The organism is Variovorax sp. PAMC 28711, from assembly GCF_001577265.1.
Taxonomy (GTDB): domain Bacteria; phylum Pseudomonadota; class Gammaproteobacteria; order Burkholderiales; family Burkholderiaceae_C; genus Variovorax.
Genome location: NZ_CP014517.1, coordinates 1649289 through 1667480 on the forward strand (window position 1 = coordinate 1649289; position 18192 = coordinate 1667480).

General features: G+C 68.6%; 18 protein-coding genes, 1 pseudogene and 1 riboswitch. Of the genes and pseudogenes, 9 read left to right on the top strand and 10 right to left on the bottom strand.

Translation table 11 applies throughout. The features are described 5' to 3' along the window. Nucleotides 1-5 precede the first annotated feature (5 nt). Nucleotides 6-115, top strand: a riboswitch (glycine riboswitch). 24 nt (nt 116-139) lie between these two features. The 3 genes from AX767_RS08245 (at nt 140) to AX767_RS08255 (ending at nt 3437) form a co-directional block, all read left to right on the top strand. Beyond that, complete coding sequence (locus AX767_RS08245) at nt 140-1402, top strand: D-amino acid dehydrogenase (RefSeq protein WP_068630314.1); 1263 nt, start codon at nt 140-142, stop codon at nt 1400-1402. A 110-nt stretch (nt 1403-1512) separates the two neighbouring features. Beyond that, nucleotides 1513-1929 (top strand): DUF2141 domain-containing protein, encoded by a 417-nt coding sequence (locus AX767_RS08250; RefSeq protein WP_068630315.1) that lies wholly within the window; start codon nt 1513-1515, stop codon nt 1927-1929. Nucleotides 1930-1937: 8 nt separating this feature from the next. Beyond that, nucleotides 1938-3437 carry a carotenoid oxygenase family protein gene (locus AX767_RS08255; protein ID WP_068630316.1) on the top strand — a complete coding sequence of 500 codons (1500 nt, stop codon included), beginning with the start codon at nt 1938-1940 and terminating at the stop codon, nt 3435-3437. Nucleotides 3438-3460: 23 nt separating this feature from the next. Here the strand turns inward: AX767_RS08255 and AX767_RS08260 are convergent, their stop codons facing one another. From AX767_RS08260 to AX767_RS08290, 7 genes are all read right to left on the bottom strand, one after another. Next, nucleotides 3461-4741 (bottom strand): FIST signal transduction protein, encoded by a 1281-nt coding sequence (locus tag AX767_RS08260; protein WP_068630317.1) that lies wholly within the window; start codon nt 4739-4741, stop codon nt 3461-3463. A 4-nt stretch (nt 4742-4745) separates the two neighbouring features. Next, the gene (locus tag AX767_RS08265) at nt 4746-5381 is read right to left on the bottom strand and encodes a PhaM family polyhydroxyalkanoate granule multifunctional regulatory protein (RefSeq protein WP_068630318.1); all 636 of its coding nucleotides are present in this window, start codon (nt 5379-5381) and stop codon (nt 4746-4748) included. A gap of 62 nt (nt 5382-5443) precedes the next feature. Continuing rightward, on the bottom strand, nt 5444-5929 hold the full coding sequence (locus AX767_RS08270; RefSeq protein WP_068630320.1) for a copper chaperone PCu(A)C: 486 nt from the start codon (nt 5927-5929) through the stop codon (nt 5444-5446). 71 nt (nt 5930-6000) lie between these two features. Next, nucleotides 6001-6894: a copper chaperone PCu(A)C gene (locus AX767_RS22155; RefSeq protein WP_068630322.1), complete on the bottom strand. Its 894-nt coding sequence runs from the start codon at nt 6892-6894 to the stop codon at nt 6001-6003. A 20-nt stretch (nt 6895-6914) separates the two neighbouring features. Further along, on the bottom strand, nt 6915-9227 hold the full coding sequence (locus tag AX767_RS08280; RefSeq protein ID WP_237288596.1) for a TonB-dependent receptor: 2313 nt from the start codon (nt 9225-9227) through the stop codon (nt 6915-6917). Between the two features lie 74 nt (nt 9228-9301). After that, nucleotides 9302-9673 (bottom strand): DUF2946 family protein, encoded by a 372-nt coding sequence (locus tag AX767_RS08285; protein ID WP_068630324.1) that lies wholly within the window; start codon nt 9671-9673, stop codon nt 9302-9304. Nucleotides 9674-9698: 25 nt separating this feature from the next. After that, a complete protein-coding gene (locus tag AX767_RS08290) occupies nt 9699-10679 on the bottom strand; it encodes a TraB/GumN family protein (RefSeq protein ID WP_068630325.1) in 981 nt (326 codons plus the stop codon). A 59-nt stretch (nt 10680-10738) separates the two neighbouring features. Between AX767_RS08290 and AX767_RS08295 the strand changes: the two genes are divergently transcribed. Genes AX767_RS08295 through AX767_RS08305 form a run of 3 tightly spaced genes read left to right on the top strand, consistent with a single transcriptional unit; the run spans nt 10739 to nt 12919 of the window. Beyond that, entirely contained in the window at nt 10739-11155 is a 417-nt protein-coding gene (locus AX767_RS08295; RefSeq protein ID WP_068630326.1) for a VOC family protein, read from the top strand. Between the two features lie 7 nt (nt 11156-11162). After that, nucleotides 11163-11762, top strand: a complete 600-nt coding sequence (locus AX767_RS08300; protein WP_068630327.1) for a MarC family protein — start codon at nt 11163-11165, stop codon at nt 11760-11762. Then, nucleotides 11750-12919, top strand: coding sequence for a toxin-antitoxin system YwqK family antitoxin (locus AX767_RS08305; RefSeq protein WP_068630328.1), 1170 nt, complete (start codon nt 11750-11752; stop codon nt 12917-12919). Before AX767_RS08300 ends, AX767_RS08305 begins: the two co-directional genes overlap by 13 nt. A gap of 6 nt (nt 12920-12925) precedes the next feature. On the opposite strand, the gene AX767_RS08310 is transcribed toward AX767_RS08305, so the two are convergent. Continuing rightward, on the bottom strand, nt 12926-13975 hold the full coding sequence (locus tag AX767_RS08310) for a fumarylacetoacetate hydrolase family protein (protein ID WP_068630330.1): 1050 nt from the start codon (nt 13973-13975) through the stop codon (nt 12926-12928). A gap of 88 nt (nt 13976-14063) precedes the next feature. On the opposite strand from AX767_RS08310, the gene AX767_RS08315 reads away from it, so the two are divergent. Next, complete coding sequence (locus AX767_RS08315) at nt 14064-15227, top strand: DUF3108 domain-containing protein (protein ID WP_068630332.1); 1164 nt, start codon at nt 14064-14066, stop codon at nt 15225-15227. A gap of 55 nt (nt 15228-15282) precedes the next feature. Beyond that, nucleotides 15283-15594 (top strand): BTH_I0359 family protein, encoded by a 312-nt coding sequence (locus tag AX767_RS08320; RefSeq protein WP_082754915.1) that lies wholly within the window; start codon nt 15283-15285, stop codon nt 15592-15594. Here AX767_RS08320 and AX767_RS21890 read toward each other — a convergent pair. Next, a pseudogene (locus AX767_RS21890) lies at nt 15592-15943 on the bottom strand (AbrB family transcriptional regulator); the annotation flags it as partial. The gene AX767_RS08320 and the pseudogene AX767_RS21890 sit on opposite strands and share 3 nt — an antisense overlap. A 66-nt stretch (nt 15944-16009) precedes the next feature. Here AX767_RS21890 and AX767_RS08325 point away from each other — a divergent pair. After that, a complete protein-coding gene (locus AX767_RS08325) occupies nt 16010-16825 on the top strand; it encodes a ChaN family lipoprotein (protein WP_068630333.1) in 816 nt (271 codons plus the stop codon). Between the two features lie 21 nt (nt 16826-16846). On the opposite strand, the gene AX767_RS08330 is transcribed toward AX767_RS08325, so the two are convergent. Further along, nucleotides 16847-18181: an aminotransferase class III-fold pyridoxal phosphate-dependent enzyme gene (locus tag AX767_RS08330; protein ID WP_068630334.1), complete on the bottom strand. Its 1335-nt coding sequence runs from the start codon at nt 18179-18181 to the stop codon at nt 16847-16849. Between the last annotated feature and the right edge of the window lie 11 nt (nt 18182-18192).

The following is an 18192-nucleotide window of genomic DNA, read 5'->3' on the forward strand; positions in this document are numbered from 1 at the left end:
CTTTTGAAACGCCGTCTGGAGAGCCGTCACGCCATGTGACGCACCGAAGGAGCAACTGCCGCAGGCCGATTCCTGCAGCACGAATCTCTCAGGTACCAAGGACAGGGGGAGCGGCAATCCACCTTCAAAAGGTTCTCCCATGCGCGTGATCGTTCTCGGCGCCGGCTTGCTCGGCGTCACCTCGGCCTATTACCTCCAGCAACTCGGCCACGAAGTCACGGTGATCGATCGGCAGGCCACGCCGGCTGCCGAAACCAGCTTCGCCAACGGCGGGCAGATCTCCGTCAGTCACGCCGAACCCTGGGCCAACCCGAGCGCACCGCTCAAGGTGCTGCAGTGGCTCGGCAAGGAAGATGCGCCACTGCTGTTCCGCATCCGCGCCGACATGCGGCAGTGGCTGTGGGGCCTGCAGTTCCTGCGCGAATGCACGCCGGCGCGCACGAAGCACAACATCGAGCAGATCGTGCGCCTGGGCACCTACAGCCGCGACATGCTGCAGGCGCTGCGCCGCGACGCCGGCATCGCGTACCACGAGCGTGCGCAGGGCATCCTGCACTTCTACACGACGCAAAAGGAGTTCGACGGCGCGCTCAAGCCGGCCGAGCAGATGCGCGCACTCGGTTGCGAACGCACCGTGATCTCGGCCGACGAAGCCGTTCGGATCGAGCCCGCGCTCGCGCACATTCGTCCGCAACTGGCCGGTGCCACCTACACGGCGGAAGACGAATCGGGCGATGCGAACCGCTTCGCGCGCGAGCTGGTCAAGCTGTGCGAGACGGCCGGCGTCAAGTTCCTGATGAGCCACACCGTCACCGCGATTCGCGAAGCCGGCGGCCGCATCGAACACGTCGAAGCCACCGACAACGAAGGCCGCTTCCAGCGCATCGTGGGCGATGCCTACGTGCTCGCGATGGGCTCGCTCAGCCCGATCTACGCCCAGCCGCTCGGCATCCGCCTGCCGATCTATCCGGCCAAGGGCTACTCGGTGACGATGCCGGTGAAAGACGCCTCCAGGGCGCACCAGGTCTCGCTGACCGACGACGAGTTCAAGCTCGTCTTCTCGCGCTACACCGACGAACACGGCGACCGCCTGCGCATCGCCGGAACGGCCGAGCTCAACGGCTACGACCGCGACCTGAACCGGGTGCGCTGCGAGGCCATCGTGCGCCGGGTCGAGGACCTGTTCCCCGGCGCGGGCGACGCCACTCAAGCGCAGTTCTGGACGGGCCTGCGCCCTGCCACGCCGAGCAACGTGCCGCTGATCGGCAAGACGAAGATTCCGAACTTCTTCCTGAACACCGGCCACGGCACGCTGGGCTGGACGCATTCGTGCGGCTCGGGCAAGTCGATCGCGCGCATCGTGAGCGGGCTCGCGCCGGAAGTGGATTTCGCCTTCACCTGAAGCCGGCTAGCCGGCACTTCACGCCGCGCTGCTGCGTTTCGTCGCATCGCGCTGGTGACTGTCGGCCGGCTGCGGGATGGTCGGGTTTCTTCACGCCAAGGAACCCCGCCATGAACCGCTTCCACCTTTTCGCCGCTGCGCTGCTGATGTTGCCGCTCGCGGCCGGCGCCGCCGACCTGCGCGTCGCCGTCAGCGATGGCCCGGCCACGCCGTCGACGCTCTACATCGCGCTCTACGACAGCGCCGCCACTTATGCTGCGACGCAACCGCTGGCCTCACAGACCGCGCCCTTGCGCAACGGCGCCGCGCAAGTCGCCTTCCTCGGACTGCCGCCGGGGCGCTATGCCCTGCGGGCTTTCGCCGATGAGAACGGCAACGGCAAGATGGACGCCAACATGCTCGGCATCCCCACCGAGCGCTACGGCTTCTCCAACGACGCCAGGGGCGTGATGGGCCCGCCGGGCTTCGATGCCGTCGCCCTGCCGGTGGATGCCGCCGACGTCGCGACCACGCTTCACCTGCACTGAGCCGCGTCATGACACGCCGCGAACTGCTTCGCCTGCTGGCCGCCGCCGGCAGCGCCCCGCTCCTCGCCCCCTGGGCCCACGCGCTCGCGCCGGCAGACGACTGGCTCGCCCAGTTCGATGCCGCCACGCCCGACTGGAAAGCCGGTTTCGCCAACCTGTCCGGCGACCTGCCGCCCGTGCGCGCGACCGTGCGCGGACGCTTTCCCGACGCGCTGAGCGGCACCTTCTTTCGCACCGGCCCGGCGGGCCACGAACTCGGCGGCGAGCGCTACCACCACTGGTTCGACGGCGACGGCATGACGCAACGCTTCGCGATCGACCGCGGTGAGGTCGTGCACCAGGGCCGCTTCGTCGCGACGCCCAAACGCGTGGCTGAAGTGCGCGCCGGCCGGCGCCTCACCGAAGCCTTCGGCACCGTGCCGCGCGGATCGACGCCGCCGGATTCGCCCGACAGCATGAACGTCGCGAACATCAGCGTGCTGCCGCTCGGCGGCGAACTGCTCGCGCTGTGGGAAGGCGGTTCGGCCACGCGGCTCGACCCACGCACGCTGGAGACGCGCGGCCTGAAGACCTGGCGACCCGACCTCGCCGGCCTGCCGTTCTCGGCCCACCCGAAGGTCGATCCGGACGGCACCGTGTGGAATTTCGGCGTCGGTTCCGGCAAGGGTTTGCTGGTGCTGTGGGAGGTCGCGCCCGACGGCGCGCTGCGCCGGGCCGACGGCGTGCCGGTGACCGACCTGTCGATGGTCCACGATTTCGCCGTGACCGACCGGCACCTCGTGTTCCTGATGCCACCACTGATCTACGACGCCGAGCGCAAAAAGGCGGGCGCGAGCTTTCTCGATGCCCACGTGTGGCGCCCCGAACTCGGCATGCGCGTGCTCGTCATCGACAAGAAGGACTGGTCGAAACGCCAGACCCTCGCCTTGCCCGCAGGTTTTCTGTTCCACCTGGGCAATGCGTGGTCGGAAGACACGGCCGGCGGCACGGTGATCCACCTCGACTACGTTCGTTCGGCCGACGCCACCTCCGTCTTCACCTCCAGCCGCGAAGTGATGCGCGGCCGGCGGGTGCGCGCACCGGAGCCGCAGCTCACCGTGGTGACGCTGAACCTCGGCACCGGCCTGGCGACGCAAAACGTGTTGCCGCTCGAAGCCGAGTTCCCGCGCATCGATCCGCGGCAGGTGGGCCTGAGGCACCGCCATGTGTTGCACGCGACCGGCGTGCTCGACGCGCGCCCCGGCTTCACCGCGATCGCGCGCACCGACATCGACCGGGGCACCAGCGAGCGCTTCGTGTACGGACCGAACGCGATGGTCGAAGAGCACGTCTTCGTGCCGGACGGGCTAGGCGCCGGATGGGTGCTCGGCACCGTACTCGACCTCGCGCAAAAAAAGACGGTGCTGTCGTGCTTCGCCGCCGACGCACTGGGCAGCGGACCGGTCGCGCAGGCCACCTTGCCCTACGCGCTGCCGCTCGGGCTGCACGGCGTGTTCGTGGCGGCTTGAGACGCCTGCGCCCACCAGCCCAGTCAATCGGTCGTGAAGACGGTCAGCACGCCGGTGTAGCCGTACAGGTGATGGCGTGCGATCTCGCCGGCGGCGAAGAAGCCGGCGAGCGGCACGTCGCCGAGCGCGTGCCGGACGATCTGCAGTTCGGCGCCCGGTGCGCCGAAGTGCGGACCGCCGCGCCCCGAGCAGCTCACGTACACCGCGCCGGCGATGCGCCGCGCGGGGTGCGGCGCGGCTTCGGCGTCGCCGGCCGCCACCGCGCGAGCCACCGCCAGCGTCTGCTCCTCGGGCTCCAGCTCTTCGCGGATTTCCGCGCAGATGCGCATCAGGTCGGCGCGCGCCGCCTGTGCATTGCGCCGGCAGAAGGTCATGCGCGTGCCGGCCTCGACATGTTCGGCGATGGCGATGCCACGCCGCGTCGGGTCGAGCCCGATGATGTGGCGCACCAGCACGTCGGCGCCCAGGTCACCGGTGCGGCGCACGCCGTCGGCACCCGCATCGGCCAGGCCGACCAGCGTGGCGCGCACGGCCTCGATCGCTTCCTGGGGGCGCTCGAGCGACACCTGCAGATCGTCGAGCAGCACGTCGAGCGCCGCGACGCCGTCGATCTTCAGAATCAGGTTGCCGTCCGCTTCGGTAATCTCGCGCTGGCGCGGCGCACCGCTGCGGGAAAACGGCTGACAGCCCTGGGTGACGCGCGACACCACGCGAACGCCTTCACCGAACACCACGCCCGACAGACCGCCCGAGAACACCCCGCCGGCGGCGCCGTGGCCCTTGATGTTCCCGTTGCCGCCGACTGCGAATTGCAGCGCGCCCTCGCGCCCCGAAGACAAGCCGCCGAACAGGTAGCCCGTGTCGGTGCGGCCTGCCATCTCGCCGATCAGTTCGGAGAGTTCGGGCGTCGCCGGGTCGGCGTGCACCAGCGCCGTGTGCGCCTCGAAGCCGGCCATCTCGGCGCTGCCCAGCGGCGCGACGCCGGAGAACACGCGGTATTGATCGCTCGGCAGCGCGCAGAGCATCAGGCTGATGCCGGGCTCGTCGAAGTACTCGGCGTTGTTGGCGGCCACGCCGATGCCGACCGTGCCAGACCAGTCGGTCACCTCGGGCAGCTCGGCGCTCAGGTGGTCGAGGATGTCCTGCGCCTCGCCAGCGTAGTGGTCGGTGATGTAGAGCAGGCCCAGCGTGGGCGACGACGCGTACTCGGGCAGCGCCATCTGCGCGCGCAGCTGCGCAAGCACGAGGCCCGCCGCCATGCGCCATTGCGGATGGGTGGCGTGGCCGGAGGGGAACAATTTCATGGATTCAGCGTTTGGAGGCCGGTCGCTTGCGCGCGGCAGTGGATGTTTTGGCGGGCGCCTTCTTCGCAGTCGCGCGCTTTCGGGCGACGGGTGCCGTTTTCTCGGCAGCGGCAGGCATCTTGAGGTGGGCGGCGTCCTGCAACGCCGATGCGGCGATCTGCTGGAACTGCTGGGTGAGCGAGCCCCACCACTTGAGCGGATCGACCACGCCGGGGGCGGCCGGTTCGGCCGTCTTGTGCATATCGGCTGATTTCGCCTCGGGTTCGGCTTGCGGCTCGGGTTCCGGTTCGGGCGCGGGCGTCGTCGCTGCAGCCGGTGCGGCGGCCCGCGTGAACGCGCTCGCGATGTCTTCCATGCGCACGTTCATGCCCCGCAGCGTGGAGAGCGTCATCTTCTGCACTTCGAGCGCCTGGATGGTGGCCTTGAGCGCATGGCCGTTTTGTTCGAGCCAGTACTGCACCGTCTTGAGCTCCTGGATGCGCTTGTCGACCTCCTCGACACTGAGCGTCGGCGCGACCCAGTTCGAGAGGCCGGGAATGGCGCTTCCGCTGCCACTGCCGCCACCCGTCGTGAGGTTCTTGAGGAAGTCGAAACCGGGGACGAACTGGCTGAACGCGAAGGGTTTGGCGGTGTCGCTCATGACAAATGTCTCCAGGAGTTTCTTGTCGCGTCAGCTTACTCCAAGGGACCGCGACTGCCCCCTCAGTGCTTGTGGTCCATGGGCATCGCGGCGGCCGTCGCGGGCGCACCGACCGGCAGGGTCAGGTCCATCGAACTCTTCGCGCCTTTGGCGTCTTCGAAACGCAGCGTGAGCGGCACGGTGGCGCCCTTCGGCAATGCGGCTTTCAGGTCCATCAACATGACGTGGTAACCACCCGGCTTGAGTTCGACGGTCTGGCCCGCGGGCAGCGGCAAGCCGTCTTTCAGCGCGCGCATCTTCATGGTGTCGCCGTCCATCTTCATTTCGTGCACTTCGGCCACGCCGGCCGCGGGCGTCGAGACGCCGACCAGCGTGGTCCCGGCCGGCGCGGTGAGTTTCATGAAGGCGCCGGTACCGCTCTGGCCGGGCACCGACTGGCGCACCCAGCCGTCGCGCACCTGCACTGCGGGGGCTTGAGAAAAAGAGGTTGTGGCGCCGGCCAGCAGTGCGCAGGCCGCGATGGTTTTGAGAGCAGTTTTAAAGGTCATCAGTGTCTTTCAGGAAAAGTGCGACTCGAAGTGGCCGCCGGAGTTCAGTGATCCGAAAGCGAGCGACCCTTTCAATGCACATGCCCCTGTGCAGCGGCCGCCGCGCCGTCGGGCGCGCCGACCGGCACGTCGACCTCGCGTGTGCTGTCGGCGCCCTTCGCGTCCTTGAAGCGCAGCGTCAGCGGCACGGTCGCGCCCTTGGGCATCGGCTGCTTCAGGTCCATCAGCATCACGTGGTAGCCGCTCGGCTTGAGTTCGATCACTTGCCGCGGCGGCAACTCGAGGCCGCCCTGCACCGCGCGCATCTTCATGGTGTCGCCCTCCATCTTCATTTCGTGCACCTCGGCGACGCCCGCGGCCGGCGTCGAGACGCCGACGAGGCGGGCGCCCGACGGGGCGCTGAGCGTCATGAAGGCGCCGGTGCCGCTCTGTCCGGCGACGGTCGGCCGGATCCAGGCGTCCTTGATGTCGACGGCCGCGACGCCGGGCGCCAGCACATCGAGGCGCGCGGCCGGGAAGGCGAGCTTTTCGCTGGCGGCGCCGGTGGGCAGTTGCGCCCAGTCGGCACTGCCGGTGTCGCAGCTTTGCAGCACCTTGAAGTACAGCGGTCCCGGCGTGGCGGTGAGCTTGCCGCGCACGATGAATTCCGCGCGCTCGGCGCCCGGCAAGGCAGTAGCCGGACTGTCAGCCGTCCAGCGCACTTCGCCGTCGCCGGACCGCTGCACCTCGAGCTTCCAGCCTTTGCGCGCCTGCGCATCGGTCAGCGTGAAACCACGAGGCAGGCGCACCGACACGCCGGTGGTGGCTGCGGCGTCCTTGCAGGCATGGCCGACGCGGAAGGCGGCTTCGTAGTCGGTGCCGGCCGTGGCACCGCCGGGCGGCAGGGTGATGTGCGCGGTCGCACTGCCGGCAGCGGCCAGGACGGCGGTGGCGGCGAGCGCCTGGCGGATGAAAAGTCGCGTCATGTCAGTTCCTTCGGGTCGGGTCACAGGTCCCACCGCAGCTCGGCGGTGTAGGTGCGCTGCGGATAGGGATGGAAATTCCAGTACTTGTCGTTGTTCGCGTTGTCGATGCCGACGGCGGCCGACCACTGCTTGCTGATCTGGTAGCGCGCGCGCAGGTCGACGGTGAAATACTTGCTCGCGCCGAAGTACGCGTTGGCGTTGACGTCGCTGTTGTCCAGGTTCGAGTACTGCTTGCCGCTGTAGCGCGCCGCGACGGTGAGGGCCCAATGCGCATCGGGCCGGTAGGTCGCGAACAGCGTCGAGCGCCATTGCGGCACGCGCGGCTGCCACTTGCCGACGCTGGCCGGGAAGGCCGCGTTCGCCACGGTCTTCGAATTGGCGTAGGTCAGGCTGCCGCCGAGGTCGAGCCCCTTCATGAGCACGTCCTGCCCCGTGTAGGCCAGCTCGATGCCAGTGGTGCGCACCTTGTCGATGTTCTGCACGCGCGAAACGGTCGAGTTGGGGATGAGCTGGTTGAAAAGGGCGTCCTTCGTGGTTTCGTGGAACAGCGTGGCGCGGGCGAGGCCACTGCCCAGGTCTTTTTCCAGCGACAACTCGCCGGTCCACGACTTCTCGGGCTTCAGGTTCGGGTCGTTGATGAACGACAGCGCACCGCCGCTGGTCGCGCCGTACAGCTCGCCGACCGTCGGATAGCGCACCGCGCGGCCGAGCGACGCCTTGAGCACGGTGTCGTCGGCCAGCTGGTAGGCCAGCGCGGCCTTGGGCGAGGCGTCGGACTCGCTGCGCGCGGCGTAGCGCTGGAGCGACGTGGCGGTCGAGGTGAACCCATCGGTCGCCTTCCAGGCCTCGTAGCGCAGGCCGAGCACGGCCTTCCACTTCGGCGCGAAGGCCCAGCTGTCCTGCGCCCAGGCGCTGACCGTTTCGGAACGGCCGCCGACGTTGCTCACCGGCGACCACGGATTGGCCGGGCCGTCGAGCCAGCTGCCGATCACGTTCTTCTTCGCGATCGCGAGCTTGTAGGCGTCGCGGCCGATGCCGAAGTCGACGATGTGGGCGCCGCCGAGGCCCTGCGGCCGCCAGGTGCCGCGGGCGGCGAGCGTGTTCCAGCCGGTGCCGCCCTGGTCTTGTAGCGTGCCGGCGCCGCCGACGGACGCGAGCGGCAGTGCCACGGTGGGGGCGCGCTGCTGGTCCTTCGAATAGTCGTAGAGGCTCGCGGCCACTTCCCAGTCGAACACGCCCTGCGTATGGCTCTTGACCGAGAGCCCGTGCATGGTGTGGGTCTGCGTGTCGTTGGTGAGCGGAAACGCGGTCGGCGCGAGCGTGAAGCTGCGCCCGCCGATGTTGACCGGCCCGCTGAACACCGGCTGGCCGCTGGCGTTGCGCAGGTAGCTGTCGGGCCGCCCTTCGGACGTGTTCTGCCACCAGCCCAGCGTGTAGGTCGCGCGCACGGTGGACGAGAAGTCGTAGGCCAGCTTGAGCTTGGCGTGGTCCTGAACCGTGTGGTACGCCGTGCCGCTGCCGAGCAGGTACCAAGGCGTGTGGGTGGTGTTGAGCCCGGGCACCGCGCCGGCCACCGGCGTGCCGCGTGCGCCGGCGATGCCGGAGGCCAGCGTCGCGGTCGTGAAGGTCAGCGGCTGGCCGTGGCTGTTGGTGCGGTTCACATCGATCCACCAGGACCAGTCGCCGCTTTGGCTGCCGAGCGACGCGCTGGTCTGCCAGGCGTTGTAGATCTTGCTCGCGCCGTAGAGGTCGTTGGGCTGTGACGAGTAGCCGGCCTTCACGTGCGCTTCGAGCTTTGTCGGCATGCGCGTCACGTAGTCGACCACGGCACCGGCCGAGTTGCCCGGGTACGCCGCCGAGAACGGCCCGTACATCACGTCGACCCGCTCGATTTCCTCGGGTGTGACCAGGCCCCAGCGCGGCGCGTAGTTGGTGCCGTTGGCGATGCCGTTGCCCAGGTAGTTCGACAGGAGGATGCCGTCGGCATACACCGCCGAGCGGGCGCTGTTGCCGGTGCCCGAGGCGCGCGTCGACAAGATCGCGTGGTTGTAGTCGCCGATGTAGCGCTTGCGCACCAGCAGGCTGGGCAGGTACTTGAGCGCGTCTTCGCTGTCGGTCGCATTGATGCGCGTCTCGATCTCCTCGCGCGTCACGCCTTCGATGGTGGTCGGGATCTGCGTGGGCAGCGAGGTCGGACGGCTGCCGGTGACGGTGACGACGCCGAGCGAGCGGGTCATGCCGGAATCATCCGGCGTCTTGTCTTGCGCCCAGGTCACGGAGGCGGGGGCGCCGAAAGCCATGGCAAGCGCCAGGGCGAGGGGTGTTCTTCTCACGGGAAACTCCTGAAATCTTCAAGCCGAATCGGCCGAGCGCACGCACCGGGGCGCGCGCTGCGAAAAAGAAAGCGTCAGGAGAAAGCGGGAGGCCCGCGCGCCGGCAAGGGCGCTGCGGTGGCCGCGGCGATGCGCGCGGCGGGGATCGATTGAACGGCGCGCGCCAGCGGCTGCAGCGTCGGCACGTCGGCCAGCGGGGTGGCTGGCGGCGGCGCGCCGGTCAGCACGCACAGCGGGCAGTCCATGTGCGAGGCGCCCATTTCCTGCGCGCCGTCGTCGGTCTGCACGATCACCTTGACCGCGCCGGCCGCCGAGCACACAAGTTCCATGGCCTGCGGCTTGACGACCGGCGAAGCGACCGCCACGCCGAGCGACAACACGAACCACGTCAGCACGACCCGCCCGACGAGGGCGAGGAAGCGGGAGTGGCGCAGGAAAGCGGGCATGGAGGCGGCGATTATGGCGCGCGCGTCAGGGCGCCGGAAACACCGGCGTCACGACAAAGCCGCGCGCGGCCATCAACGCCGGCAGGCCCACGGTGCCGGCCATGTGCAGCGCACCGACCGCGGCGAACACGCGCTGGCCCCTGGCGTGCAGCGCCGCGATGCCGTCGGCGAGGCCGGGGTTGCGGTCGTCGAGCAGGCGACGCAGTGCACGCTCATCGGCGGGAGTTTTCACGCAGTCGCACCACGCGCGGTAGCTGGCGAGCTCGGTCCAGTCGCTGCGGGCCCAGGCGTTGGCGAGACGCAGCGTCAGGTCGCGTGCGCTGCCCGACTCCAGCTGGTCCAGTGCTTCATCGAGCTCCGCGATTTCTTCGGCTTCGTCGTCGCCCAGCAGCGCCTCGAGCTGGTCGCGCGCGGTTTCGAGCGCGACCACCGGTTGCTGGCCGGTGCGCGCCCGCATCGTGAGGTAGCGCTCGCTGCCGTACTGCTCGTACAGCCCGTCGTTGCGCACCGCGAGACCGGCCAGCGCCATGACCTGCAGCGTCGGCCGCAGGCGGGCGAGCGATCCTTCGGGCAGGCAGGCGGCGGCCACCTGCCGATCGAGCCGGCGCTGGCGCTCCGGCGTCAGCATGCGCGCAAGCACACCGGCATCGCTCGCGTCGGTGAAGGCCTTCAGAGAGGCCGGGTCGGCCATGTCGAGCTCGAGGGCCAGCGTGTCGCTGTCGCCGAGCGCGCCGAGCAGCCGCGGGCCCTGGAAATACCAGTCGGGCCTGCCGACGTGCATCGTTCCGTAGAGCCACGAGGAACGACCGTCTTTCTCGATGCGCCAGAGGAAACCGCGATCGGCCGGGCGCTTCGACGCAGCCTGCAGATCGGCCATGGACGGCGGCGCCGGCAACGCACAGGGCGGCGCCGCCGCCGGCTGAGCCAGCGCCGCGGCGGCGCCGAGCGCGCAAGCCCACCCGAGCACGACAGAACGCAGGGTCGAGGAGACAAGGGAAGGCGTCATGCAGTGCAGCGGGATCGGTTTGCGGCCATTCTGTCAGCCGCCGCCCGATAATTCAGCGCATGACCACGCCCCTCTTCCACCTCGCCTTCCATGTCCGCGACCTGAACGAAGCGCGCCGTTTCTACGGCGGCGTGCTCGGCTGCACCGAAGGCCGCAGCACCGACACCTGGGTCGACTTCGACTTCTTCTCACACCAGATTTCGCTGCACCTGGGCGAGCCGTTCGCCACCGCGAACACCGGCCGAGTCGGCGACGTGATGGTGCCGATGCCGCACTTCGGCCTCGCGATGGATCTGGCCGAATGGAAGACGATGGCGGCCCGCCTGGAAGCCGCGAACACCGACTTCGTGCTCAAGCCGCAGGTGCGCTTCGAGGGCCAGCCCGGCGAGCAGTGGACGATGTTTTTCCGCGATCCGTCGGGCAACCCGATCGAGGTCAAGGGCTTCCGGTCGCTCGCCAGCGTGTACGACAAGTGAGCACGGTGTGAGCTACACCTTCGCGTCCGCCACGGTGTTGCTGCTGCTCATCTGCGACCCGCTCGGCAACATCCCGATCTTCGCGAACGCGCTGAAGAACGTGGCGCCCGAGCGCCGCACGCTGGTGATCGTGCGCGAGGTGCTGATCGCCTTCGCGCTGCTGCTCGGCTTCATGTTCGTCGGCGACCGCTTCCTGCACGTCATGGGGCTGTCGGGCCTGTCGTTGCAGATCGCCGGGGCGGTGGTGCTGTTTCTCATCGCGCTGCGCATGATCTTCCCGAACCAGGGCGGCTTCGAGCACACGCATGAAGGCGAGCCGCTGATCGTGCCGCTCGCGATCCCGGCGCTGGCCGGCCCGTCGGCGATGGCCACGGTGATGTTGCTGGTGTCGCAGGCGCCGGAGCGCCGCCTCGAATGGATCGCGGCGCTCTCGGTGACGATGGCCGTGTGCGCCGTCGTGCTGGTGCTGGCCGAACGCATCCAGCGCCTGATCGGCAACCGCGTGGTGTTGGCGCTGGAGCGGCTGATGGGCCTGATCCTCGTCGCCGTGTCCGTCGAAATGATGATCCGCGGCTTGAAGCTGCTCGCCTCCGAATGGCCCCGATAAAAGCGACCTCTCTGCTCTTTTTTGCGCTGCTGTGGTTCGGTGGCGCCGGCCTCGTGCATGCGGTGCAGGACTGCGAGATGAACGGTCAGGGCATCAACCCTTCCAACGGCAATACCACTGCCGGCAAAACCGGACTCATGCGCTGCAAGGACCGCGACAGCGGCGTTCTGCAGCGCGAGCAGCAGATCCAGAACGGCGTCTTCATGGGACTCGTGCGCCACTACCAGGACGGCAAGCTCGTTCGGGAGCACAACGTCAACGCCAAAGGCAACATTGACGGCGCCGCGCGCGAGTTCGCGCCCACCGGCAAGCTGCTGCGCGAATCGGTCTATGTGGACGGTAGCGAAACCGGACTGATCCGCGCTTTCTATCCGGGCGGCAACCGCCGCCGCATCGCCTTCAACGGCGAAGGCAGCCGCGAGTCGGCTTCCGTCGAGTTCACCGAAGCCGGCCAGCCGAGCGCGCTGCGCTGCGGCGACAAGCCAATGCTGGCACCGGCCTTCGACGACGCGAAAGCCTGCGGCTTCGGCGCCGCCGCGTCGCAAGTGGAATTGTTCGACAGCGCCGGCCGGGTGCGGCAGCGCGTGTCGTACACCGCGGGCAAGCGCACGCGCTGGGAAAGCCTCTACGACAACGGCCAGGTGGAATCGAGCGGCGAAATCACCGGCACGCAGTCGGTCGGGCGCCGCTTCTCGTCGACCGGCGTGAAGCGCTCGGAGGTCTACGGCATCGTGAACGACCGCCGCACGGTGCGCCAGCGCGAACTCGACTATTCGGAGCGCGGCACGCTCGTGCGCGAACAGCGCTGGTCGCCCGATGGCATGCCCACGAACGACGACAGCTTCTATCTGAACGGCCAGCCGCGCAGCAAGACCGCCTACAGCGGCAGCGGCGCCCAGCGCATCGTCGAGGTCAGCGAGTTTCACGACAACGGCCAGCGCGCGCGCCAGGGCCGCTACCGCGCCGGGCTGCGCGGCGGCACCACGACGTCGCTCGGCACGCACCAGAGTTTCGACGAGAAAGGCCGCCTCGTCGCCGAGACCGCCTACGACGACAAGGGCCGCATCGCGCGAGAGCGCGCGTTCGACGAGAACGGGCAGTTGCTGCGCGACGACGAAGTGTTCGAGGACGGGTCGCGCAAGGCGTTTGCGAGGTAAGGCTGGCTAGGCGTTGAGGGCAGGGGCTTCGGCCACCACCACCCGCCCGGTCGTCGCCACAACCTCCTGTTCGATCGCTCCGAACAGCGATCGCCCATCGAGCCCCTTCATCTCGATGCGAATCGTGTCGCCGAACTTCATGAAGTCGGTGGCGGGCGCGCCGTCCTGGATCGTCTCGATGCAACGCTTTTCGGCGATGCACGAATAGCCTTTGGGCCATTCCATGCGGCCGCCCTTGCCCTCGACGCCCTGGTTGCTGACCGTGCCGCTACCGACGATGCTGCCGGCGCGCACGTTGCGCGTCTTCGCGATGTGCGCGATGAGCTGGCCGAAGTGAAAGGTCATCTCCGGGCCGGCGTCGCACTGGCCGACCTTGCGACCGTTCCAGGTGCTTTGCAGCGTGAGGTGCACGCGGCCTTCCTGCCAAGCCTCGCCGATCTCGTCGAGCGTGACGGCGACGGGGCTGAATGCGGTGGCGGGCTTGGCTTGAAAGAAGCCGAAGCCCTTGGCCAGTTCGGCCGGGATCAGGTTGCGCAGGCTCACGTCGTTGGCGAGCATCACGAGGCGGATGCCGTCGAGCGCCTGCTCCGGGCTCGCGCCCATCCTGACGTCGCCGGTGACGACCGCGATCTCGGCCTCGAAATCGATGCCCATCGCTTCGCTCGGCACGACCACGTCGTCGGTCGGGCCGAGGAAGTCGTCGCTGCCGCCCTGGTACATGAGCGGGTCGGCGTAGAAGCTCTCGGGCACTTCAGCGTTGCGCGCCTTGCGGACCAGCTCGACGTGGTTGAGGTACGCCGAGCCGTCGGCCCACTGGTAGGCGCGCGGCAGCGGCGCCATGCACTGCGCCGGGTCGAACGGAAACGCGTGGCGCGCGCGGCCGGTGTTGACGGCGTCGTACAGGTCCTGCAGTTGCGGCGCCATGAAGCCCCAGTCGTCCAGCACCTGCTGCAGGCGGCTGGCGATGCCGGTGGCGTAGTGGGCGAGCGTGAGGTCGCGCGAGACGACGACGAGCTGGCCGTCGCGGGAGCCGTCCTTGAGGGTGGCGAGTTTCATGGTGGCGGCTACTAAACTGATTGAACGGGCGGCAGTTTACCGAGTGAACCCTCGCGGGCCGCCGCCCGTCCCACCCCGCACGCACTGCATGACCGCCCACACCGCTCCCGCCCTGCCCGACCCGCCGCGCCCGCCGTGGCGGGCAGCCGTGCTGTTGACGCTGGCCGTGCTGCTGGCCCACCTGGCGCTGTTGTTCCTGGCGCCGATGGGCACGGGCGCGAAGCCGTCGCCGCTCGAAGCACGCTTCAGCACGCGCACGATCGTGATCGCGCCGCCGCCGGCGGCCGAAGCGGCTGCTGCTACGCCTGCCGCAGCGCCGGCCGCGCCCGCGGTGCAGGTGCCGGCACGGAAACCGCCGAGACCGCGCGCGGTACGTCCCCCCAAACCGGCGGCGGTTGCGGTGCCTCCGGTGCCCGAGCCCCCGGCGTCCGTCGACGTCGCCCCACCGGCCGAGGTCGGCGATGCGACCGCGTCGGCACCGCTGGCCGCTGCGAGTGCGCCGGTTTCCGACGTCATTGCAGCGCCTGCCGCCAGCGCATCGGATGCAGCCAGCGTGGCCGGCACAGGCGACGCGGTGCGCGTCACCGGCCCGCAGTCGTTGCGCGTGCCCGGCTCGGTCAAGCTCAAGTACGACGTGTCGGGCCAGCAGGGCATGTCGCCGATGAAAGGCGTGTACGGCGAGGTCGACTGGCTGCAGGACGGCAACACCTACGACGCGCGGCTGTCGCTCGGCGTGCTGTTCAAGACGCTGCGAACGCAGCGCAGCACCGGCGTGATCACCGGGAACGGCATCGAACCCGATCGTTTCTCCGACCAGCGCAAGGTCGAGGTCGCGTCGCACTTCGTGCGGGGCGAGGGCAAGGTCGTGTTCAGCAACAACGCGCCGAGCGTGCCGCTTCTCGTCGGCGCGCAAGACCGCCTGAGCGTGGTGATGCAGCTCGGCGCGATGCTGGCCGGCGACGCGACCCGGTTTCCGGCCGGCAGCACGATCGCGGTCCAGACCGTGGGGCCGCGCGATGCCGACATCTGGACTTTCAACGTGGGCGACGAAGAGGTGCTGAGCCTGATGGCGGGCGAGATCACGGCCCGCAAGCTCACCCGCAACCCCCGCAAGGAGTTCGACGACAAGATCGAGCTCTGGCTGGCGCCGGCGCTGGGTTACTTGCCGGTGCGGATCAAGCAAACCCAGCCGAACGGCGACTTCGCCGACATGCAATTGCGCGACCAGCTGCCCCTTGGGCCACCCTCCTGAGCCGAAATTGGCAAATTCTCTTGAAACTGGCGCGTTGATTGCTATCTAACCTCCCATGAATGCCATCGAACTCCTCAGCAATTCCGACTTGCACATGCTCTACGACTCCGAGTCGTATGCCGTGATGCATCTGCAGCCGACGGAAGGCGACGAGCCGCTGGCACCGCATTTGCCGGTGCTGTCGCGCCACGGCTTCGAGATCGTGGACAAACGTTCGGGCAAGGAGGTCTACCTCGATGGCTCGTGGGCCGAACTGTTCCAGCAGCAGATCACCGCCTGGCAGCTCAACACGCCCACACAGGAAGAGGTCGAAGACACGCTCGAGGGTTACGCGGAGCTGGCCCAGAACCCGGTTCTTCTGCACTGACGCACCGCCAATGGCACCTGCGAAGTAAGCAGTGGCTCGCATGGAGTCGACGGGCACGTGGGACATGCGCTTCGCATGCAAGCGCTGAAGCAGCAGGCCGAAGCCCCATCCCGGCAACAGCGCCCAGACGATCGCGAGCACGGTGCCGATGGTCCATTGACCGCCATTGCGCAGTGCGTTGGCGCTGGCGGTCGGCGCACCCGCGATCGATGCCAGCGGTACCGCCAGCAGGCGGGCCGATCATCCAGGGCAGTGGCGTGGGGAGGGCGACGCAAGCCCCGGTTGCGGCCAGCGCGAGCCGCAGCGTCGCGGCGACACGCGCCAGATAGCGGCAACTTGGAAACGGCAAGAAAGGGACAGCGGAAAGCGGCGAAGGATGGCGACACGGATCTCGGCGCTTCGCTAGTATCGCGCGATGCCTGCCCACCCCCTGCCCCGTCGCCTGCTCCTGCTGTCTGCCTTCGCCCTGGTGGTCGGGTGTTCGGTCACCCAGCCGCCGCAAGCCGACGCGCCGGACGGCCCCGTCGCGCAGCGCATCGAATCGCTGCTGCCCGTGGACGCGATCCTGCTCGGCGAGCAACACGATGCGGCGGACCACCATCGGCTCGAACGCGAGGCGGTCGATGCGCTCGTCGCGCGCGGCCAGCTGGCCGCACTGGCGATCGAAATGGCCGAAGAAGGCCGCAGCACCGACAAGCTGGGCGCGAAGTCCACCGAAACGCAGGTGCAGGCCGCGCTCGAATGGAACGACAAGGCCTGGGGCTGGAACGACTACGGCCCGGCCGTGATGGCCGCCGTGCGCGCCGGCGTGCCGGTGGTCGGCGCCAACCTGCCGCTGTCTCGCACCCGCACCGCGATGGCCGACGTGTCGCTCGACGCCCAACTGAGCGACGCGGCACGCGCCACGCAGCAAGCCGCGGTGCGCGAGGGCCACTGCAACCTCCTGCCCGAAACGCAGATCGTGCCGATGACGCGCGTGCAGATCGCGCGCGACCGCGCGATGGCGCAGGCGATCGTGAAGGCGCGCCAGCCTGGCAAGACGGTGTTGCTGATCAGCGGCGCAGGCCATGCCGCCAAGGCGCTCGGCGTGCCGCAGCACCTGCCGACCGACGTGAGCTTCAAATCGGTCGAACTGCAGGCCGGCACAGGCACCGGTCGCGTGGGCTATGACGCCGTCTGGCGCACGCCCGCGCTGCCCGAGAAGGACTACTGCGCCTCGCTGCGCAAATAGCCTTCTCCGGTCTCGCCGGAGTCAGGCGAACTTCTTGATCGCGTCCGCGAGCGTGTTGACCAGCGTGTCGATGTGCGACTTCTCGACGATGAACGGCGGCGCGATCACGATCACGTCGCCCGCCGGCCGCACCAGCGACCCCTTGTGATAGCAGTCGACAAAAATATCGTAGGCCCGCTTGCCCGGTGAGCCCGCGATCGGCGCGAGTTCCACCGCTGCGGCCAGGCCGAGACTGCGAATGCCGATCACGTTGGGCAGGCCCTTGAACGCGCTGTGAAACGCATTGCCCAGCACCGGCCCCATTTCACCGGCGCGCGAGAAGAGCTGCTCGCTCTTCATCAGGTCGAGCGTCGCGATGGCCGCGGCGCACGCCACCGGATGGCCCGAATAGGTGTAGCCGTGGAAGAACTCGACCACGTGCTCGGGCGCGTCGGTCTTCATCATCTGGTCGTAGAGCTTGTCGCGGCAGATCACGCCGCCGAGCGGAATGACGCCGTTGGTCACGCACTTGGCGAAGTTCAGCATGTCGGGCACCACGCCGTAGTAGTCCGACGCGAAGTTGGTGCCCATGCGGCCGAAACCGGTGATGACCTCGTCGAAGATCAGCAGGATGCCGTGCTTGTCGCAGATCTCGCGCAGGCGCTTCAGGTAGCCCTTGGGCGGCAGGTACCAGCCGGCCGACCCGGCCACCGGCTCCACGATGATCGCGGCCACGTTGCTCGGATCGTGCAGCGGCAGGATGCGCTGCTCGAGTTCCAGCAGCGGGTCTTCGGCCCACACGGGTTCCTGGTTGTGGACATAGGCGTGGTTGACCGGGTCGTGGATGAAACGCATGTGGTCCACGCGCGGCAAAAACGCCGAACCGAACACCTTGCGGTTGCCCGGAATGCCGCCGACCGACATGCCGCCGAAGCCGACGCCGTGGTAGCCCTTCTCACGGCCGATGAACACGTTGCGGTGGCCTTCGCCCCGTGCGCGGTGGTAGGCCAGCGCGACCTTCATCGAGGTGTCGGCGGCTTCGCTGCCCGAATTGCAGAACAGCACCCTGTTCAGGTCGCCGGGCGCGAGTGCCGCGATCATCTCGGCGGCCTTGAAGGCCTTGTCGTTGCTGACCTGGAACGCCGTCGCGTAGTCGAGCGTGTCGAGCTGCTTCTTGATCGCCTCGCTGATCGGCTTGCGGTTGTGGCCGGCCCCGACGCACCACAGCGACGAGATGCCGTCGATCACCTTGCTGCCATCGTGCGTGGTGAATTCCATGCCGTCGGCCGCCACGAAAACGCGCGGGTCTTTCCTGAAAGCACGGTTGGGGGTGAAGGGCAACCACTGGTTGTCCATGTTGAATTCGGTGTGGGCCATGTGTCGCTCCT